Origin of the sequence: Escherichia sp. KTE172 (assembly GCF_000408845.1) — a bacterium.
GTDB lineage: Bacteria > Pseudomonadota > Gammaproteobacteria > Enterobacterales > Enterobacteriaceae > Escherichia > Escherichia coli.
In genome coordinates this window covers 2,756,295-2,776,511 of record NZ_KE137316.1, presented here as the reverse complement: position 1 = coordinate 2,776,511, position 20,217 = coordinate 2,756,295, and the positions used below count along the sequence as shown (strand labels likewise).

Sequence of the window (20,217 nt, the reverse complement as noted above, 5' to 3'; positions counted from 1 at the left end):
TTTAACTTTTTTTGTTGCGTAACGGAAAGTCAAAAAGTGAGCAAATTCCCGTCTCGCCGTAAACAATAAACCGGCGAAATGCTCACGGTTAGAATTGTCTCATGAACGGTACGGTTATTTCATAGGGATCAAGCAAATGAATAACAATGAACCAGATACTCTGCCTGATCCCGCGATAGGCTATATCTTCCAGAATGATATTTTGGCGTTAAAGCAGGCATTTTCACTGCCTGATATTGATTATGCCGATATTTCCCAACGCGAACAGTTGGCCGCGGCATTAAAACGCTGGCCGTTGCTGGCAGAGTTTGCGCAACAAAAGTAGGGGATTGGTGAATGGCCGTACTGGGATTGCAGGGGGTGCGGGGAGGCGTGGGGACAACAACCATCACCGCCGCATTAGCCTGGTCATTACAAATGTTGGGAGAAAATGTCCTGGTGGTCGATGCCTGCCCGGACAACTTGTTGCGCCTGTCATTTAACGTTGATTTTACCCACCGTCAGGGCTGGGCCAGAGCTATGCTGGATGGCCAGGACTGGCGTGACGCTGGGTTGCGCTATACCTCGCAACTCGATTTGCTGCCTTTTGGTCAGTTATCCATTGAAGAACAAGAAAATCCACAGCACTGGCAAACCCGGCTGAGCGATATTTGCTCCGGCTTACAGCAACTAAAAGCCAGCGGGCGTTACCATTGGATTTTAATCGACTTACCGCGTGATTCCTCGCAGATAACCCACCAGCTGCTGAGTTTGTGCGATCACTCGCTGGCAATCGTCAATGTGGATGCCAACTGCCATATCCGGCTGCATCAGCAGGCTCTGCCGGATGGCGCGCATATTTTGATTAATGACTTCCGTATCGGCAGTCAAGTTCAGGACGATATTTACCAGCTTTGGTTGCAAAGCCAGCGCCGATTACTGCCGATGCTCATTCATCGTGATGAAGCGATGGCTGAATGCCTGGCGGCTAAGCAACCAGTCGGTGAATATCGCAGTGATGCGCTGGCGGCTGAAGAGATACTGACGCTGGCTAACTGGTGCCTGTTGAACTATTCCGGGCTGAAAACGCCAGTCGGGAGTAAATCATGAGTATCCTGACCCGGTGGTTGCTTATCCCGCCGGTCAACGCGCGGCTTATCGGGCGTTATCGCGATTATCGTCGTCACGGCGCGTCGGCTTTCAGCGCGACGCTCGGCTGTTTTTGGTTGATCCTGGCCTGGATTTTTATTCCGCTGGAGCACCCGCGCTGGCAGCGTATTCGCGCAGAACATAAAACCTGTATCCGCATATCAACGCCTCGCGTCCGCGTCCGCTGGACCCGGTCCGTTATCTCATTCAAACATGCTGGTTACTGATCGGTACATCGCGCAAAGAAACGCCGAAACCGCGCAGGCGGACATTTTCAGGTCTACAAAATATTCGTGGACGTTACCATCAATGGATGAACGAGCTGCCTGAGCGCGTTAGCCATAAAACACAGCATCTCGATGAGAAAAAAGAACTCGGCCATTTGAGCGCAGGGGCGCGGCGGTTGATCCTCGGTATCATCGTCACCTTCTCGCTGATTCTGGCGTTAATCTGCGTTACCCAGCCGTTTAACCCGCTGGCGCAGTTTATCTTCCTGATGCTGCTGTGGGGTGTAGCGCTGATCGTACGGCGGATGCCGGGGCGCTTCTCGGCGCTAATGTTGATTGTGCTGTCGCTGACCGTTTCTTGCCGTTATATCTGGTGGCGCTACACCTCTACGCTGAACTGGGACGATCCGGTCAGCCTGGTGTGCGGCTTAATCCTGTTGTTTGCCGAAACTTATGCGTGGATTGTGCTGGTGCTCGGCTACTTCCAGGTAGTATGGCCGCTGAATCGTCAGCCGGTGCCCTTGCCGAAAGATATGTCGCTGTGGCCGTCGGTGGATATCTTTGTCCCGACTTACAACGAAGATCTCAACGTGGTGAAAAATACGATTTACGCCTCGCTGGGTATCGACTGGCCGAAAGACAAGCTGAACATCTGGATCCTTGATGACGGCGGCAGGGAAGAGTTTCGCCAGTTTGCGCAAAACGTGGGGGTGAAATATATCGCCCGTACCACTCATGAACATGCGAAAGCGGGCAACATCAACAATGCGCTGAAATATGCCAAAGGCGAGTTCGTGTCGATTTTCGACTGCGACCACGTACCAACGCGATCGTTCCTGCAAATGACCATGGGCTGGTTCCTGAAAGAAAAACAGCTGGCGATGATGCAGACGCCGCACCACTTCTTCTCACCGGACCCGTTTGAACGCAACCTGGGGCGTTTTCGTAAAACACCGAACGAAGGCACGCTGTTCTATGGTCTGGTGCAGGATGGCAACGATATGTGGGACGCCACCTTCTTCTGCGGTTCATGTGCGGTGATTCGCCGTAAGCCGCTGGATGAGATTGGCGGCATTGCTGTCGAAACGGTAACCGAAGATGCGCATACTTCTCTGCGTTTGCACCGTCGTGGCTACACCTCTGCATATATGCGTATTCCGCAGGCGGCGGGGCTGGCGACCGAAAGTCTGTCGGCGCATATCGGTCAGCGTATTCGCTGGGCGCGCGGGATGGTGCAAATCTTTCGTCTCGATAACCCGCTCACCGGTAAAGGGCTGAAGTTTGCTCAGCGGCTATGTTACGTCAACGCCATGTTCCACTTCTTGTCGGGCATTCCACGGCTGATCTTCCTGACTGCGCCGCTGGCGTTCCTGCTGCTTCATGCCTACATCATCTATGCGCCAGCGTTGATGATTGCCCTGTTCGTGCTGCCGCATATGATCCATGCCAGCCTGACCAACTCCAAGATCCAGGGCAAATATCGCCACTCTTTCTGGAGTGAAATCTACGAAACGGTGCTGGCGTGGTATATCGCACCACCGACGCTGGTGGCGCTGATTAACCCGCACAAAGGCAAATTTAACGTCACCGCCAAAGGTGGACTGGTGGAAGAAGAGTACGTCGACTGGGTGATCTCGCGGCCCTACATCTTCCTTGTTCTGCTCAACCTGGTGGGCGTTGCGGTAGGCATCTGGCGCTACTTCTATGGCCCGCCAACCGAGATGCTCACCGTGGTCGTCAGTATGGTGTGGGTATTCTACAACCTGATTGTTCTTGGCGGCGCAGTTGCGGTATCGGTAGAAAGCAAACAGGTACGCCGATCGCACCGCGTGGAGATGACGATGCCCGCGGCAATTGCCCGCGAAGATGGTCACCTCTTCTCATGTACCGTTCAGGATTTCTCCGACGGTGGTTTGGGGATCAAGATCAACGGTCAGGCGCAGATTCTGGAAGGGCAGAAAGTGAATCTGTTGCTTAAACGCGGTCAGCAGGAATACGTCTTCCCCACCCAGGTGGCGCGCGTGATGGGTAATGAAGTTGGGCTGAAATTAATGCCGCTCACCACCCAGCAACATATCGATTTTGTGCAGTGTACGTTTGCCCGTGCGGATACATGGGCGCTCTGGCAGGACAGCTATCCGGAAGATAAGCCGCTGGAAAGTCTGCTGGATATTCTGAAGCTCGGCTTCCGTGGCTACCGCCATCTGGCGGAGTTTGCGCCTTCTTCGGTGAAGGGCATATTCCGTGTGCTGACTTCTCTGGTTTCCTGGGTTGTATCGTTTATTCCGCGCCGCCCGGAGCGGAGCGAAACGGCACAACCATCGGATCAGGCTTTGGCTCAACAATGATGATAACGCGATGAAAAGAAAACTATTCTGGATTTGTGCAGTGGCTATGGGGATGAGTGCGTTCCCCTCTTTCATGACGCAGGCGACGCCAGCAACGCAACCACTGATCAATGCTGAGCCAGCTGTAGCCGCCCAGACGGAACAAAATCCGCAGGTTGGGCAAGTGATGCCGGGCGTGCAGGGCGCTGATGCGCCAGTCGTGGCGCAGAACGGTCCTTCGCGTGATGTGAAGCTGACCTTTGCGCAAATTGCGCCGCCGCCGGGCAGCATGGTGCTACGTGGCATTAACCCGAACGGCAGCATTGAGTTTGGTATGCGCAGCGATGAAGTGGTAACGAAGGCGATGCTCAATCTCGAATACACGCCATCGCCATCGTTACTGCCTGTCCAGTCGCAGTTAAAGGTTTATCTCAATGATGAACTGATGGGCGTGCTGCCAGTGACCAAAGAACAGTTGGGTAAAAAAACGCTGGCACAAATGCCAATTAACCCACTGTTTATTACCGACTTCAACCGTGTGCGGCTGGAGTTTGTCGGTCATTATCAGGACGTGTGCGAAAACCCGGCCAGCACCACGCTTTGGCTGGATGTTGGGCGGAGCAGTGGACTGGATCTGACCTATCAGACCCTGAATGTGAAGAATGATCTGTCACACTTCCCGGTACCATTCTTTGACCCGCGTGATAACCGCACCAACACCTTGCCGATGGTCTTTGCGGGTGCGCCGGATGTCGGGCTGCAACAAGCATCTGCCATTGTTGCCTCGTGGTTTGGTTCGCGTTCTGGCTGGCGTGGGCAGAACTTCCCGGTGCTCTATAACCAACTGCCGGATCGGAATGCCATTGTCTTTGCAACCAACGACAAACGGCCGGACTTCCTGCGCGATCATCCGGCGGTAAAAGCCCCGGTGATTGAGATGATCAACCATCCGCAGAATCCTTACGTCAAACTGCTGGTGGTGTTTGGTCGTGACGACAAAGACCTGTTGCAGGCAGCGAAAGGTATCGCTCAGGGTAACATCCTGTTCCGTGGTGAAAGCGTGGTAGTGAATGAAGTGAAACCGCTGCTACCGCGTAAGCCGTACGATGCGCCGAACTGGGTGCGTACCGATCGTCCGGTCACCTTTGGTGAACTGAAAACCTATGAAGAACAGTTGCAATCCAGCGGTCTTGAGCCAGCAGCGATTAATGTTTCGCTAAACCTGCCGCCAGATCTCTACCTGATGCGCAGTACCGGCATTGATATGGATATTAATTACCGCTACACCATGCCGCCGGTGAAAGACAGTTCGCGGATGGATATCAGCCTGAATAACCAGTTCCTGCAATCCTTCAACCTGAGCAGCAAACAGGAGGCGAATCGCCTGCTGCTGCGGATTCCGGTATTACAAGGTTTGCTGGATGGCAAAACGGATGTCTCTATTCCGGCGCTGAAACTGGGCGCGACCAACCAGCTGCGCTTTGACTTTGAGTATATGAACCCGATGCCGGGCGGTTCGGTGGATAACTGCATTACCTTCCAGCCGGTGCAGAATCATGTGGTGATTGGTGATGATTCCACCATCGACTTCTCGAAGTATTACCACTTCATCCCGATGCCGGATCTACGCGCCTTTGCTAACGCGGGCTTCCCGTTCAGCCGGATGGCGGATCTGTCACAAACCATCACCGTGATGCCGAAAACGCCTAACGAAGCACAGATGGAAACCTTGCTGAATACTGTTGGTTTTATCGGTGCACAGACGGGCTTCCCGGCGATTAATCTGACGGTGACCGATGATGGCAGCACCATTCAGGGCAAAGATGCCGACATCATGATCATCGGTGGTATCCCGGACAAATTAAAAGACGACAAGCAGATCGACCTGTTGGTGCAGGCGACCGAAAGCTGGGTGAAAACGCCGATGCGCCAGACCCCGTTCCCCGGCATTGTTCCGGACGAGAGCGATCGCGCGGCAGAAACCCAGTCAACGCTGACCTCTTCCGGTGCGATGGCGGCGGTGATTGGCTTCCAGTCGCCGTATAACGACCAGCGCAGCGTGATTGCGCTGCTGGCAGATAGCCCACGCGGTTATGAAATGCTTAACGATGCGGTGAACGATAGCGGCAAACGCGCCACCATGTTCGGTTCGGTCGCGGTGATCCGCGAGTCCGGTATCAATAGCCTACGCGTTGGCGACGTCTATTACGTTGGCCATCTGCCGTGGTTCGAACGCTTATGGTATGCGCTGGCAAACCATCCGATTCTGCTGGCGGTGCTGGCGGCAATCAGCGTCGTGCTGCTGGCATGGGTACTGTGGCGTCTGCTGCGTATTATCAGCCGTCGTCGTCTTAACCCGGATAACGAGTAATTGAAGATGAATGTGTTGCGTAGTGGACTCGTGACGATGCTGCTGCTGGCTGCCTTTAGTGTTCAGGCAGCCTGTACCTGGCCTGCCTGGGAGCAGTTTAAAAAGGATTACATCAGTCAGGAAGGGCGCGTCATCGACCCCAGCGACGCGCGCAAAATCACCACCTCCGAAGGACAAAGTTACGGCATGTTCTTTGCCCTGGCGGCTAACGACCGTGCAGCTTTCGATAATATTCTCGACTGGACGCAGAACAATCTCGCTCAGGGTTCTTTAAAAGAACGTTTGCCCGCATGGCTGTGGGGCAAGAAAGAGAACAGTAAGTGGGAAGTGCTGGACAGCAATTCGGCTTCCGATGGTGATGTCTGGATGGCCTGGTCGTTGCTGGAGGCGGGGCGTTTGTGGAAAGAGCAGCGTTATACCGACATCGGCAGCGCGTTGTTAAAACGTATTGCGCGGGAGGAAGTGGTGACGGTGCCTGGGCTGGGTTCCATGTTGTTGCCGGGCAAAGTGGGTTTTGCAGAGGATAACAGCTGGCGTTTTAACCCCAGCTACCTGCCGCCGACGCTGGCGCAGTATTTCACCCGCTTTGGCGCACCGTGGACCACGCTGCGCGAAACCAATCAACGTTTATTGCTGGAAACCGCCCCGAAAGGCTTTTCGCCAGACTGGGTGCGCTATGAGAAAGACAAAGGCTGGCAGCTAAAAGCCGAAAAAACATTGATCAGCAGCTACGACGCGATCCGCGTTTACATGTGGGTAGGCATGATGCCTGACAGCGATCCGCAAAAAGCGCGGATGCTCAACCGGTTTAAACCGATGGCGACATTCACCGAGAAAAACGGCTATCCGCCAGAAAAAGTGGATGTGGCTACGGGGAAAGCGCAGGGTAAAGGACCGGTCGGTTTTTCTGCCGCCATGCTGCCCTTTTTACAAAACCGCGATGCGCAGGCCGTTCAGCGCCAGCGCGTGGCCGATAACTTTCCCGGCAGCGATGCCTATTACAACTATGTGCTGACCCTGTTTGGACAAGGCTGGGATCAACACCGTTTCCGCTTCTCGACAAAAGGTGAGTTATTACCTGACTGGGGCCAGGAATGCGCAAATTCACACTAAACATATTCACGCTTTCCCTCGGTCTGGCCGTCATGCCGATGGTCGAGGCAGCACCAACCGCTCAGCAACAGTTGCTGGAGCAAGTTCGGTTAGGCGAAGCGACCCATCGTGAAGACCTGGTGCAACAGTCGTTGTATCGTCTGGAACTTATTGATCCGAATAACCCGGACGTCGTTGCCGCCCGTTTCCGTTCTCTGTTACGTCAGGGCGATATTGATGGCGCGCAAAAACAGCTCGATCGGCTGTCGCAGTTAGCGCCGAGTTCAAATGCGTATAAATCGTCGCGGACCACAATGTTGCTTTCCACGCCGGATGGTCGTCAGGCACTGCAACAGGCAAGATTGCAGGCGACTACTGGTCATGCAGAAGAAGCTGTGGCGAGTTACAACAAACTGTTCAACGGTGCGCCGCCGGAAGGTGACATTGGCGTCGAGTACTGGAGTACGGTGGCGAAAATTCCGGCTCGCCGTGGCGAAGCGATTAATCAGCTAAAACGCATTAATGCGGATACGCCGGGCAATACGGGCCTGCAAAACAATCTGGCACTATTGCTGTTTAGTAGCGATCGCCGTGACGAAGGTTTTGCCGTCCTGGAACAGATGGCGAAATCAAACGCCGGGCGCGAAGGGGCCTCTAAAATCTGGTACGGGCAGATTAAAGACATGCCCGTCAGCGATGCCAGTGTGTCGGCGCTGAAAAAATATCTCTCGATCTTTAGTGATGGCGATAGCGTGGCGGCTGCACAATCGCAACTGGCAGAACAGCAAAAACAGCTGGCCGACCCTGCTTTCCGCGCTCGTGCGCAAGGTTTAGCGGCGGTGGACTCTGGTATGGCGGGTAAAGCCATTCCCGAACTACAACAGGCAGTGCGGGCGAACCCGAAAGACAGTGAGGCTCTGGGGGCGCTGGGCCAGGCGTATTCTCAGAAAGGCGATCGCGCCAATGCGGTGGCGAATCTGGAAAAAGCCCTCGCCCTGGATCCGCACAGCAGCAACAACGACAAATGGAACAGTCTCCTGAAAGTAAACCGCTACTGGCTGGCGATCCAGCAGGGCGATGCTGCGCTGAAAGCCAATAATCCTGACCGGGCAGAACGCCTGTTCCAGCAGGCGCGTAATGTCGATAACACCGACAGCTATGCAGTGCTGGGGCTGGGCGATGTGGCGATGGCGCGATAAGATTACCCCGCCGCTGAGCGCTATTATCAGCAGACCCTGCGTATGGACAGCGGCAACACTAACGCCGTGCGCGGGCTGGCGAATATATACCGCCAGCAATCGCCAGAAAAAGCTGAAGCGTTTATCGCCTCGCTCTCTGCCAGTCAGCGGCGAAGCATTGATGATATCGAACGCAGCCTGCAAAACGACCGTCTGGCACAGCAGGCAGAGGCACTGGAAAACCAGGGCAAATGGACGCAGGCGGCAGCACTTCAGCGGCAACGACTGGCGCTGGACCCCGGCAGCGTATGGATTACTTACCGACTTTCGCAGGATCTCTGGCAGGCCGGACAACGCAGCCAGGCTGATACGTTAATGCGTAATCTGGCGCAGCAGAAGCCGAACGACCCGGAGCAGGTTTACGCTTACGGGCTGTATCTCTCTGGTCATGGCCAGGACAGAGCGGCGCTGGCGCATATCAACAGCCTGCCGCGCGCGCAGTGGAGCAGCAATATTCAGGAGCTGGTTAATCGACTGCAAAGCGATCAGGTACTGGAAACCGCTAATCGCCTGCGAGAAAGCGGCAAAGAAGCTGAAGCGGAAGCGATGCTGCGCCAGCAACCACCTTCCACGCGCATAGACCTCACGCTGGCTGACTGGGCGCAACAACGACGTGATTACACCGCCGCTCGCGCTGCATATCAGAATGTCCTGACGCGGGAGCCAACTAACGCCGATGCCATTCTTGGTCTGACGGAAGTGGATATTGCTGCCGGTGACAAAGCGGCGGCACGTAGCCAGCTGGCGAAGCTGCCTGCCACCAATAACGCCTCGCTGAACACTCAGCGGCGCGTGGCGCTGGCACAGGCGCAGCTTGGCGATACCGCAGCGGCGCAGCAGACATTTAATCAGTTGATCCCGCTGGCAAAATCTCAGCCGCCGTCGATGGAAAGTGCGATGGTGCTGCGCGACGGTGCGAAGTTTGAAGCGCAGGCGGGCGATCCAAAGCAGGCGCTGGAAACCTACAAAGACGCGATGGTCGCATCCGGTGTGACCACGACGCGTCCGCAGGATAACGACACCTTTACCCGGCTGACCCGTAACGACGAGAAAGATGACTGGCTGAAACGCGGCGTGCGCAGCGATGCAGCGGACCTCTATCGCCAGCAGGATCTTAACGTCACCCTCGAGCACGATTACTGGGGGTCGAGCGGCACCGGTGGTTACTCCGATCTGAAAGCGCACACTACCATGTTGCAGGTGGATGCGCCGTATTCTGACGGGCGGATGTTCTTTCGTAGTGATTTCGTCAATATGAACGTCGGCAGTTTCTCCACTAATGCCGATGGCAAATGGGATGACAACTGGGGCACCTGTACATTACAGGACTGTAGCGGCAACCGCAGCCAGTCGGATTCCGGTGCCAGCGTGGCGGTCGGTTGGCGAAATGACGTCTGGAGCTGGGATATCGGCACCACGCCGATGGGCTTCAACGTGGTGGATGTGGTCGGCGGCATCAGTTACAGCGATGATATCGGGCCGCTGGGTTACACCGTTAACGCCCATCGTCGGCCCATCTCCAGTTCTTTGCTGGCCTTTGGTGGGCAAAAAGACTCTCCGAGCAATACCGGGAAAAAATGGGGCGGCGTGCGTGCCGACGGCGTGGGGCTAAGCCTGAGCTACGATAAAGGTGAAGCAAACGGCGTCTGGGCATCGCTTAGCGGTGACCAGTTAACCGGTAAAAATGTCGAAGATAACTGGCGCGTGCGCTGGATGACGGGCTATTACTATAAGATCATCAACCAGAATAATCGCCGTGTGACCATTGGTCTTAACAATATGATCTGGCATTACGACAAAGACCTGAGTGGCTACTCACTCGGTCAGGGCGGTTACTACAGCCCGCAGGAATACCTGTCGTTTGCCATACCGGTGATGTGGCGGGAGCGCACGGAAAACTGGTCGTGGGAGCTGGGGGCGTCTGGCTCGTGGTCGCATTCACGCACCAAAACCATGCCGCGTTATCCGCTGATGAATCTGATCCCGACCGACTGGCAGGAAGAAGCTGCGCGGCAATCCAACGATGGCGGCAGCAGTCAGGGCTTCGGCTATACGGCGCGGGCATTACTTGAACGACGTGTTACTTCCAACTGGTTTGTCGGCACGGCAATTGATATCCAGCAGGCGAAAGATTACGCACCCAGCCATTTCCTGCTCTACGTACGTTATTCCGCCGCCGGATGGCAGGGTGACATGGATTTACCGCCGCAGCCGCTGATACCTTACGCCGACTGGTAAGTTTTCAGATAGCGCCTCTCTTAATGCCGCTGCGATCGGGTATACTCGGGCGGCAATCTGGGATTTCCGGGGGGAGACAATTTGCGCGTAAGTCGCTCGTTAACAATCAAGCAGATGGCAATGGTGGCAGCCGTTGTCCTGGTGTTCGTTTTTATTTTTTGCACCGTTTTGCTGTTCCATCTGGTCCAGCAGAATCGCTATAACACGGCTACGCAACTGGAAAGCATTGCTCGCTCTGTCCGCGAACCCTTATCTTCAGCTATTTTGAAAGGCGATATTCCCGAAGCGGAAGCTATTCTTGCCAGCATTAAACCGGCAGGCGTGGTCAGCCGTGCCGATGTAGTGCTGCCTAACCAGTTCCAGGCGCTGCGTAAAAGTTTTATTCCAGAGCGTCCGGTGCCGGTAATGGTTACTCGCCTGTTTGAGCTACCGGTTCAAATCTCGCTGGGTGTCTACTCGCTCGAACGTCCGGCAAATCCGCAGCCAATTGCCTATCTGGTGCTACAGGCGGATTCCTTCCGCATGTATAAGTTCGTGATGAGCACCCTCTCAACGTTAGTGACCATTTACTTACTTTTGTCGTTAATATTGACGGTGGCGATTAGCTGGTGCATTAACCGCCTGATTTTGCATCCGTTACGCAATATTGCTCGCGAACTTAACGCCATCCCTGCCCAGGAGCTTGTTGGTCACCAACTGGCATTACCACGTCTGCATCAGGACGATGAAATCGGTATGCTGGTGCGCAGTTACAACCTCAACCAGCAATTGCTGCAGCGCCATTATGAAGAACAGAACGAAAACGCGATGCGCTTCCCGGTGTCGGATTTGCCGAACAAAGCCTTGCTGATGGAGATGCTGGAGCAGGTTGTCGCGCGTAAACAAACCACCGCGCTGATGATCATCACCTGTGAAACCCTGCGTGATACTGCGGGCGTGCTGAAAGAGGCGCAACGAGAAATTCTGCTGCTGACGCTGGTGGAAAAACTCAAATCGGTACTGTCGCCACGTATGATCCTCGCGCAGATTAGTGGTTATGACTTTGCTGTCATTGCCAATGGTGTACAGGAACCGTGGCACGCAATCACTTTAGGTCAGCAAGTGCTCACTATCATGAGCGAGCGCCTGCCGATTGAACGTATTCAACTCCGTCCGCACTGTAGCATTGGCGTGGCGATGTTCTACGGCGATCTCACCGCCGAACAGCTTTACAGTCGTGCTATTTCTGCGGCATTTACCGCTCGCCATAAAGGCAAGAATCAGATTCAGTTCTTTGATCCGCAGCAGATGGAAGCCGCCCAGCAGCGGTTGACGGAAGAGAGCGATATCCTTAATGCACTGGAAAATCATCAGTTTGCGATTTGGTTACAGCCACAGGTCGAGATGACCAGCGGTAAACTGGTCAGTGCGGAAGTGTTACTGCGTATCCAGCAACCGGATGGCAGTTGGGATCTGCCGGATGGCTTAATCGATCGCATTGAATGCTGTGGGCTGATGGTTACCGTTGGTCACTGGGTGCTGGAAGAGTCCTGTCGACTGCTTGCTGCCTGGCAAGAGCGCGGCATTATGCTGCCCTTGTCGGTAAACCTCTCAGCGCTGCAACTGATGCACCCGAATATGGTGGCGGATATGCTGGAACTGTTAACCCGCTATCGCATTCAGCCGGGAACACTGATTCTGGAAGTGACAGAAAGCCGACGTATTGACGACCCTCATGCTGCGGTGGCAATCCTCCGTCCGCTGCGCAATGCCGGAGTTCGGGTGGCGCTGGATGATTTCGGCATGGGCTATGCGGGGCTGCGTCAGCTGCAGCATATGAAATCGTTGCCAATCGACGTACTGAAAATCGACAAAATGTTTGTTGAAGGCTTGCCGGAAGATAGCAGCATGATTGCTGCAATTATCATGTTGGCGCAAAGCCTGAACTTACAAATGATTGCCGAAGGCGTGGAGACTGAAGCACAACGCGACTGGCTGGCAAAAGCGGGCGTTGGTATTGCCCAGGGCTTCCTTTTTGCTCGCCCACTCCCTATTGAAATCTTCGAAGAGAGTTACCTGGAAGAAAAGTAGCTACCCCAAACTGATTACAAAACTTTAAAAAGTGCTGGTTTGTGCGAGCCAGCTCAAACTTTTTAACCTTTTTGTTTCAATTATGATCCAGGTACATTTCTGTGATGTTGTCTGGGTGTTATTTTAAGGCCGCAGGTACCCCATAACCTTACAAGACCTGTGGTTTTACTAAAGGACACCCTATGAAAACCTCTCTGTTTAAAAGCCTTTACTTTCAGGTCCTGACAGCGATAGCCATTGGTATTCTCCTTGGCCATTTCTACCCTGAAATAGGCGAGCAAATGAAACCGCTTGGCGACGGGTTCGTTAAGCTCATTAAGATGATCATCGCTCCTGTCATCTTTTGTACCGTCGTAACGGGCATTGCGGGCATGGAAAGCATGAAGGCGGTCGGTCGTACCGGCGCAGTCGCACTGCTTTACTTTGAAATTGTCAGTACCATCGCGCTGATTATTGGTCTTATCATCGTTAACGTCGTGCAGCCTGGTGCCGGAATGAACGTCGATCCGGCAACGCTTGATGCGAAAGCGGTAGCGGTTTACGCCGATCAGGCGAAAGACCAGGGCATCGTCGCCTTCATTATGGATGTCATCCCGGCGAGCGTCATTGGCGCATTTGCCAGCGGTAACATTCTGCAGGTGCTGCTGTTTGCCGTACTGTTTGGTTTTGCGCTCCACCGTCTGGGCAGCAAAGGCCAACTGATTTTTAACGTGATCGAAAGTTTCTCGCAGGTCATCTTCGGCATCATCAATATGATCATGCGTCTGGCACCTATTGGTGCGTTCGGGGCAATGGCGTTTACTATCGGTAAATACGGCGTCGGCACACTGGTGCAGCTGGGGCAGCTGATTATCTGTTTCTACATTACCTGTATCCTGTTTGTGGTGCTGGTATTGGGTTCAATCGCTAAAGCGACGGGTTTCAGTATCTTCAAATTTATCCGCTACATCCGTGAAGAATTGCTGATTGTACTGGGGACTTCATCTTCCGAGTCGGCGCTGCCGCGTATGCTCGACAAGATGGAGAAACTCGGCTGCCGCAAATCGGTGGTGGGGCTGGTCATCCCGACAGGCTACTCGTTTAACCTTGATGGCACATCGATATACCTGACAATGGCGGCAGTGTTTATCGCCCAGGCCACTAACAGTCAGATGGATATCGTCCACCAAATCACGCTGTTAATCGTGTTGCTGCTTTCTTCTAAAGGGGCGGCAGGGGTAACGGGTAGTGGTTTTATCGTGCTGGCGGCAACGCTCTCTGCGGTGGGCCATTTGCCGGTAGCGGGTCTGGCGCTGATCCTCGGTATTGACCGCTTTATGTCAGAAGCTCGTGCGCTGACTAACCTGGTCGGTAACGGCGTAGCGACCATTGTCGTTGCTAAGTGGGTGAAAGAACTGGACCACAAAAAACTGGACGATGTGCTGAATAATCGTGCGCCGGATGGCAAAACGCACGAATTATCCTCTTAATCTCACCACTTATGCCCGCACTCCCTTCCCCGAGTGCGGGTGTTTGCGCATAATTGACCCCTGTGCCTGAACTTACCACCTGGGTGAGTTCAGGTTTATTTCACTTCTTCCGTGACATTTTCATGTTCTTGCGGTCTAACACGAAGTGTTTTTAACGTCATTTAGACTGACCGACAACGGGCAGTTTTTTATTACCAGGATAGTTGATCAGGGGTTCACATGCAGGGCACAAAAATTCGACTTTTAGCGGGCGGTTTGCTGATGATGGCCACTGCTGGCTATGTGCAGGCAGATGCGCTCCAGCCTGATCCAGCATGGCAACAGGGGACGCTTTCCAACGGTTTACAGTGGCAAGTGCTGACCACGCCCCAGCGTCCCAGCGATCGTGTTGAAATTCGCCTGCTGGTTAATACCGGTTCGCTCGCCGAAAGTACACAACAGAGCGGTTACAGCCACGCCATCCCTCGTATTGCGTTAACGCAAAGCGGTGGCCTTGAAGCAGCACAGGCGCGTTCATTGTGGCAGCAGGGGATCGACCCTAAACGCCCGATGCCGCCGGTAATTGTCTCTTATGACACCACGCTGTTTAATCTGAGTTTGCCCAATAACCGTAACGACTTGCTAAAAGAAGCGCTCTCTTATCTGGCAAATGCCACTGGCAAACTGACTATCACGCCAGAAACCATCAACCACGCGCTGCAAAGTCAGGACATGGTGGCAACCTGGCCTGCCGATACTAAAGAGGGCTGGTGGCGCTATCGTCTGAAAGGATCAACCTTGTTAGGTCACGATCCTGCCGATCCGCTGAAACAACCCGTTGAAGCGGAAAAGATTAAAGATTTCTATCAGAAATGGTACACCCCGGATGCAATGACGCTGCTGGTGGTGGGAAACGTGGATGCGCGCTCGGTCGTCGACCAAATCAATAAAACGTTTGGCGAACTGAAAGGCAAACGTGAAACACCGGCTCCGGTGCCGACGCTTTCTCCGCTGCGTGCGGAAGCGGTGAGTATTATGACTGACGCGGTGCGTCAGGATCGGTTATCCATCATGTGGGATACGCCGTGGCAGCCGATTCGTGAATCAGCCGCACTGCTGCGCTACTGGCGTGCGGACCTGGCCCGTGAGGCGCTGTTCTGGCATGTTCAGCAAGCGTTAAGCGCCAGTAACAGCAAAGATATCGGTCTTGGATTTGACTGTCGTGTGCTGTATCTGCGTGCGCAGTGTGCCATTAACATCGAATCACCAAACGACAAGCTGAGCAGCAACCTTAATCTGGTGGCGCGTGAACTGGCGAAGGTTCGCGATAAAGGTCTGCCGGAAGAAGAGTTCAATGCGTTAGTGGCGCAAAAGAAACTGGAGCTGCAGAAACTGTTTGCCGCCTATGCGCGAGCTGATACCGATATTCTGATGGGTCAGCGGATGCGTTCGTTGCAAAATCAGGTCGTTGATATCGCGCCGGAGCAATATCAGAAACTGCGCCAGGACTTCCTTAACAGCCTGACGGTGGAGATGTTAAATCAGGATCTGCGTCAGCAGTTGTCGAACGATATGGCGTTAATACTGCTGCAGCCGAAAGGCGAGCCGGAATTTAACATGAAAGCGTTGCAGGCGGCCTGGGATCAAATCATGACCCCATCTACTGCCGCTGCGACCACCTCTGTCGCCACGGATGACGTTCATCCTGAAGTGACGGATATTCCACCCGCACAGTAATAAATAACCCGGCAGCGTTTCTTCTGCGCTGCCGGGATTAACGGTAATAAATTAGTTACCGTGATATAACCGCAGATATTTTTCCGGGCACGGCGGTAGCGCGCAGATAACCATTCATTATTAAAATAAACTTACCGTAGAGTGGGTTTAATTATTTATTAGCTGAATAAATTATACCTGTGCCTACTGGAAGGAGTGAGTTTATGCTTGTGTTAAAATCACAATCGATTGGATTCAGGATTTCCACAACTTATTTATCTTTAACATATACAGAGTCTGATGGCGTCAACATTAAAGTAGATGCTCTGGAGTTAATATCAACAGAGAAAGATTATGTTCAAATTGAACTGGTCTTCACTACAGTTGCTGAAGTTAAGTGTGCTACCGTCAATTTTCATGAAGCCAACTATAACAATATTGTTATTAAGAAGGTTGATGGTGAAAATCTGGACTCCGGTATATATCAAGTAATGAATTCTGTACCGCTTGAAGAAAAAGAGAGATTATATGACCCTAAAAAACGGTTAAAGTTAAAACATTATATTATAGCAGGTTATGATAGTTATGTTGAGATTTTAGCTACTGGTTTTAGCTGTATACGATGCCAGGCAATAGATGGTGTTAAATAATGGCCTATCATATAGAAATATTGAAAATTGAAGAAACTGATAAAGTAGTAAAATATGAATTTGGACCTACATCTTCTGACTATTGTAGATCTGATTACGGCGAGTTCGTGATAGATAAAAGAACGGGTGAGATGACATTAGTCAGAATGGTTAAAAACGATTCGGCTAATAAATTTTATTTGCGAGCGAGTTTTAAGATTCTGACCTGTTGGCGAAAGGGCTATTTGCCAAAAAATGAGGAATGGGCTTCTTAATAAGTAACTTTGCATAATAAGTAAATTTTCCCATTTTTGGGGGGGCAGTCGTTGATTCTTACACAGTTTATGTTATGGGTGCCAAATTTAGGATAGGCTATGGATTTTCACTTGGATATTTTACTCCCTACACGATTCGCTCCAGAGGAACTAGATCTACAAGAGGTTATGGTTCACTGGGGTGGGGAAACCTTTCATCGCGACCCTCCGGTATACGCCTGGTGTAATCATCATCTTTTGCAGAGATGCAATCTACCGATTACTTATGGCCCACCTTTAGATGAGCACATAGACTTTAATGAATATCATGTTTACAACTTCAATGGTTCTTTAGTCGATGACCTGGAAATGGCTGTGAATAAAGGAAAGGATATTTCAACCAATCCTATAATTAAATTTATTAACAACCTGGTTAGCAAAAATTACGGGGGGTGGGTAATCTTGTCATTAGATGATGAAAAAATAGAAGTGATTAAAAATATAAGCTTCCAGTATTCTTTTCTATCATTATTAGTTGATGGACTAAAATGGGAAAGATCGCATGGGGTGGCAATATTATATAATTCACACTTAATTTAATTAATGAATGAATGGAAACATATGTATCGTGTAAAGGTTGTTTGGCTTACAGAAAATGAAGGTGGCAGAAGGAGCGCACCTCCTATCGGTAGATATTATCCCGTCTCCAGGTTTCCAGAGGAGAAAACTGACTGGCAAAATAATGCATGGAGCGTTGTTTTTGAATTGGAAAAACCTAATGTAACCGATGGACGTATCGTTTCAATGGGGTGCGTTCAGTTCCTTTTCGATACCGCCCCTGAACAATGGATGACTAAGTACGAGGCATTTGAGATCTACGAAGGACCAAGAAAAGTCGCAGATGTATTATTGATAGGGAATTAATTTTATTTATGTCAGACTATTTAATTATATTTGCGACCTCAACGCATTTTCAGGAGTATAAATGCGTAACAAAAAACGCATACTATTCTTGCTAACAGTCATTCTTTGCTTAACAGGTCTTTATTCCTGCAACAAAAACTTTCTCTTACTCTGGGATGCCAATAATATGTATGTCAGCACAAGAAATAATATCGATAAAGACAAGGTAAAAATAGAATTCGGTATCAGCGTCAACACGATCAACCGAGAAACTGATGCCGAATTATTTGCTGACAAAGATAAGTATGCAGTGCTCTTCGATGGTAGCCTGAAAAATAAGATGATAAACGAATACGGAGAAAATGATTTTTTAATTACCTACGATAACCGCTGCTATTTATCATTTCGTCAATTTAAAACCAATCGTCGTCATCAACATGACTATTATTTTGGCTTCTTTAACAACAATGGGAATGTCTTCGTCACGGTCGAAATTAAAGGTGAGAACCCGCTTAAATTTACGCGTAGTTTGAATGATATGCGTCAGCAGTTTACTTCAAATTATCAGCATAGTTCGGTTCACCCCTGCAAGGCGATTAACGGAGAACGAATATCTACCCGTTCTCCGTCAAAAACCATTATTCCGGCATTGCCTCACGCGGGATAATCGCGCCGCGATACTGAATAACGGTACTTGCGGTCAGGTGCCCGCGTTTCGCCGCGTTTTCCGCACTGCCGCCCGTCAAACGTACCGCCAGATAACCGGCACTGAAAGAGTCGCCAGCTGCGGTGGTATCGATCACTTTTTCTTTCGGCAGTTTCACCGCCGGAACATCCACTAACCCTTCGCCAGCAATGGACACCAGGCAAGAATCCGCCCCGCGTTTCACCACCACTTCTTTCACGCCCGCGTTATGGGTGCGCGCAATGACGTCTTCCACCGGCTGTTGACCCCATAGCGCGTCTTCGTCGTCCAGCGTCAGGAAGGCGATATCCGTGCATTCCAGCATTTGCTGGTACACCTGCTGTGTCTCTTCTTTGCTGGCCCACAGGCGCGGACGATAGTTATTGTCGAAAATTACTTTTCCGCCGTTGGCGCGGCATTCGCGCAACAAAGAAAGCAGTTTCTCGCGGCTGGTCGGGCTTAAGATCGCCAGGCTAATCCCGCTCAGGTAGAGATAATCGAAATTCGCCAGCTCTTCGCAAATCGCCGCAGACTGCTCGCTCTCCAGCCAGAATTTGGCGGCGGCTTCGTTACGCCAGTAGTAGAACGTACGTTCGCCGGTGCTGTCGGTTTCAATGTAGTAAAGGCCCGGAAGACGGTTTTCCATCCGTTGGGTCAGGGAAGTATCAACGTTCTCGCCGTGCCAGGCGTCCAGCATTTGCTGGCTAAAACTGTCCGTTCCCAGCGCCGTTACGTAATGAACGGTTAATGCCGCAGGATCGACCTGACGGGCGATATAGACGGAGGTGTTCAGGGTATCGCCGCCGAAACCGCGCTTAACGTCCGCGCCTTTCTCGGAAAGCTCAATCATGCATTCGCCAATCACGGCAATCTTTTTGGACATAGTCGTGAACCTGATCTGTAAAAAATTAGCGTTAGTTTGCGCTGTGGTGGTTTGCTGGTCAACCATATTAAAACAGTGTTCCATTATTTTTTTGAGCCAGAACGTATTCCTGAAAGATTCCGTTGTGGAGTGGGGAAATTTAACCCGGCCAGGCGGTAAAGTTCTGCCCTTGCGCGCCGATAATCTTTGTCGAGTCCGGGCAGCATCACTTTTAAACACAGGACATCTTTGATGATAAGGCAGGTTATCCAGCGAATAAGCAACCCTGAAGCAAGTATCGAGAGCTTGCAGGAACGGCGTTTTTGGTTGCAGTGTGAGCGTGCTTACACCTGGCAGCCGATCTATCAAACATGCGGGCGGTTAATGGCCGTGGAGCTATTAACGGTGGTCACGCATCCCTTGAACCCTTCGCAACGCCTGCCGCCGGATCGCTATTTTACTGAAATCACCGTCAGCTATCGGATGGAGGTTGTGAAAGAGCAGATTGATTTGCTGGCGCAAAAAGCCGACTTCTTTGTAGAGCACGACCTGCTGGCATCGGTCAATATTGATGGCCCTACGCTCATCGCCCTGCGTCAGCAACCAAAAATCCTGCGCCAGATTGAGCGTCTTCCCTGGCTGCGTTTCGAACTGGTGGAACACATCCGTCTGCCGAAAGATTCAACCTTTGCCTCGATGTGTGAATTTGGCCCGCTGTGGCTGGATGATTTTGGCACCGGGATGGCAAATTTCTCTGCGCTAAGTGAAGTGCGTTATGACTACATCAAAATCGCGCGAGAGCTGTTTGTGATGCTGCGTCAGTCGCCGGAAGGACGCACACTCTTTTCTCAGCTTTTACATCTCATGAATCGCTATTGTCGCGGGGTGATCGTCGAGGGCGTAGAAACGCCGGAAGAGTGGCGTGATGTTCAGAACTCGCCCGCATTCGCCGCACAAGGCTGGTTTCTTTCACGCCCGGCACCGATAGAAACGCTGAATACGGCGGTTCTGGCGCTATAAGCTGCCTCA

General features: G+C 52.0%; 14 protein-coding genes and 2 pseudogenes. 15 read left to right on the top strand and 1 reads right to left on the bottom strand.

Annotated features, from left to right (window positions below):
• The first annotated feature begins 136 nt into the window (after nucleotides 1-136).
• The 14 genes and pseudogenes from bcsR (at nucleotide 137) to G434_RS10670 (ending at nucleotide 18,308) form a co-directional block, all read left to right on the top strand.
• Complete coding sequence (bcsR, locus tag G434_RS10600) at nucleotides 137-325, top strand: cellulose biosynthesis protein BcsR (protein WP_001063314.1); 189 nt, start codon at nucleotides 137-139, stop codon at nucleotides 323-325.
• 11 nt (nucleotides 326-336) lie between these two features.
• A complete protein-coding gene (gene bcsQ / locus G434_RS10605; RefSeq protein ID WP_000279519.1) occupies nucleotides 337-1,089 on the top strand; it encodes a cellulose biosynthesis protein BcsQ in 753 nt (250 codons plus the stop codon).
• Nucleotides 1,086-3,703, top strand: a pseudogene (gene bcsA, locus G434_RS10610) (UDP-forming cellulose synthase catalytic subunit). Before bcsQ ends, bcsA begins: the two are co-directional and overlap by 4 nt.
• A 10-nt stretch (nucleotides 3,704-3,713) precedes the next feature.
• Nucleotides 3,714-6,053 (top strand): cellulose biosynthesis cyclic di-GMP-binding regulatory protein BcsB, encoded by a 2,340-nt coding sequence (bcsB, locus tag G434_RS10615; RefSeq protein WP_001309834.1) that lies wholly within the window; start codon nucleotides 3,714-3,716, stop codon nucleotides 6,051-6,053.
• Nucleotides 6,054-6,059: 6 nt separating this feature from the next.
• A complete protein-coding gene (gene bcsZ, locus G434_RS10620) occupies nucleotides 6,060-7,166 on the top strand; it encodes a cellulose synthase complex periplasmic endoglucanase BcsZ (protein WP_001302749.1) in 1,107 nt (368 codons plus the stop codon).
• Nucleotides 7,148-10,621: pseudogene (gene bcsC / locus G434_RS27805) on the top strand (cellulose synthase complex outer membrane protein BcsC). Before bcsZ ends, bcsC begins: the two are co-directional and overlap by 19 nt.
• Before the next feature lie 81 nt (nucleotides 10,622-10,702).
• Nucleotides 10,703-12,691 (top strand): biofilm formation regulator HmsP, encoded by a 1,989-nt coding sequence (gene hmsP, locus G434_RS10635; protein ID WP_001266310.1) that lies wholly within the window; start codon nucleotides 10,703-10,705, stop codon nucleotides 12,689-12,691.
• A 182-nt stretch (nucleotides 12,692-12,873) separates the two neighbouring features.
• Nucleotides 12,874-14,160 (top strand): C4-dicarboxylate transporter DctC, encoded by a 1,287-nt coding sequence (gene dctA, locus G434_RS10640; RefSeq protein ID WP_000858214.1) that lies wholly within the window; start codon nucleotides 12,874-12,876, stop codon nucleotides 14,158-14,160.
• 219 nt (nucleotides 14,161-14,379) lie between these two features.
• Nucleotides 14,380-15,876, top strand: coding sequence for a M16 family metallopeptidase (locus tag G434_RS10645; protein WP_001163160.1), 1,497 nt, complete (start codon nucleotides 14,380-14,382; stop codon nucleotides 15,874-15,876).
• 203 nt (nucleotides 15,877-16,079) lie between these two features.
• A complete protein-coding gene (locus G434_RS10650) occupies nucleotides 16,080-16,505 on the top strand; it encodes a hypothetical protein (RefSeq protein WP_000960686.1) in 426 nt (141 codons plus the stop codon).
• Nucleotides 16,505-16,759, top strand: coding sequence for a hypothetical protein (locus tag G434_RS10655; protein WP_000323301.1), 255 nt, complete (start codon nucleotides 16,505-16,507; stop codon nucleotides 16,757-16,759). The genes G434_RS10650 and G434_RS10655 overlap by 1 nt, the downstream gene beginning before the upstream one ends.
• Before the next feature lie 111 nt (nucleotides 16,760-16,870).
• Nucleotides 16,871-17,338: a hypothetical protein gene (locus G434_RS10660; protein WP_224110744.1), complete on the top strand. Its 468-nt coding sequence runs from the start codon at nucleotides 16,871-16,873 to the stop codon at nucleotides 17,336-17,338.
• 21 nt (nucleotides 17,339-17,359) lie between these two features.
• Nucleotides 17,360-17,662, top strand: coding sequence for a hypothetical protein (locus G434_RS10665; RefSeq protein WP_000286426.1), 303 nt, complete (start codon nucleotides 17,360-17,362; stop codon nucleotides 17,660-17,662).
• 61 nt (nucleotides 17,663-17,723) lie between these two features.
• Nucleotides 17,724-18,308, top strand: a complete 585-nt coding sequence (locus G434_RS10670; RefSeq protein WP_001244699.1) for a hypothetical protein — start codon at nucleotides 17,724-17,726, stop codon at nucleotides 18,306-18,308.
• Here the strand turns inward: G434_RS10670 and kdgK are convergent.
• Complete coding sequence (gene kdgK / locus G434_RS10675; protein WP_001306595.1) at nucleotides 18,280-19,209, bottom strand: 2-dehydro-3-deoxygluconokinase; 930 nt, start codon at nucleotides 19,207-19,209, stop codon at nucleotides 18,280-18,282. The genes G434_RS10670 and kdgK overlap by 29 nt on opposite strands.
• Nucleotides 19,210-19,440: 231 nt before the next feature.
• On the opposite strand from kdgK, the gene pdeH reads away from it, so the two are divergent.
• Nucleotides 19,441-20,208, top strand: a complete 768-nt coding sequence (gene pdeH / locus G434_RS10680; protein WP_001306594.1) for a cyclic-guanylate-specific phosphodiesterase — start codon at nucleotides 19,441-19,443, stop codon at nucleotides 20,206-20,208.
• Nucleotides 20,209-20,217 lie beyond the last annotated feature (9 nt).

Bases quoted from the DNA above. Each gene is read 5' to 3' on its own strand.
- G434_RS10665 (WP_000286426.1), top strand. From the start codon at position 17,360: ATGTATCGTGTAAAGGTTGTTTGGCTTACAGAAAATGAAGGTGGCAGA.
- bcsB (WP_001309834.1), top strand. From the start codon at position 3,714: ATGAAAAGAAAACTATTCTGGATTTGTGCAGTGGCTATGGGGATGAGT.
- G434_RS10655 (WP_000323301.1), top strand. From the start codon at position 16,505: ATGGCCTATCATATAGAAATATTGAAAATTGAAGAAACTGATAAAGTA.
- bcsZ (WP_001302749.1), top strand. From the start codon at position 6,060: ATGAATGTGTTGCGTAGTGGACTCGTGACGATGCTGCTGCTGGCTGCC.
- G434_RS10645 (WP_001163160.1), top strand. From the start codon at position 14,380: ATGCAGGGCACAAAAATTCGACTTTTAGCGGGCGGTTTGCTGATGATG.
- bcsQ (WP_000279519.1), top strand. From the start codon at position 337: ATGGCCGTACTGGGATTGCAGGGGGTGCGGGGAGGCGTGGGGACAACA.
- pdeH (WP_001306594.1), top strand. From the start codon at position 19,441: ATGATAAGGCAGGTTATCCAGCGAATAAGCAACCCTGAAGCAAGTATC.
- kdgK (WP_001306595.1), bottom strand. From the start codon at position 19,209: ATGTCCAAAAAGATTGCCGTGATTGGCGAATGCATGATTGAGCTTTCC.
- bcsR (WP_001063314.1), top strand. From the start codon at position 137: ATGAATAACAATGAACCAGATACTCTGCCTGATCCCGCGATAGGCTAT.
- G434_RS10670 (WP_001244699.1), top strand. From the start codon at position 17,724: ATGCGTAACAAAAAACGCATACTATTCTTGCTAACAGTCATTCTTTGC.
- dctA (WP_000858214.1), top strand. From the start codon at position 12,874: ATGAAAACCTCTCTGTTTAAAAGCCTTTACTTTCAGGTCCTGACAGCG.
- G434_RS10650 (WP_000960686.1), top strand. From the start codon at position 16,080: ATGCTTGTGTTAAAATCACAATCGATTGGATTCAGGATTTCCACAACT.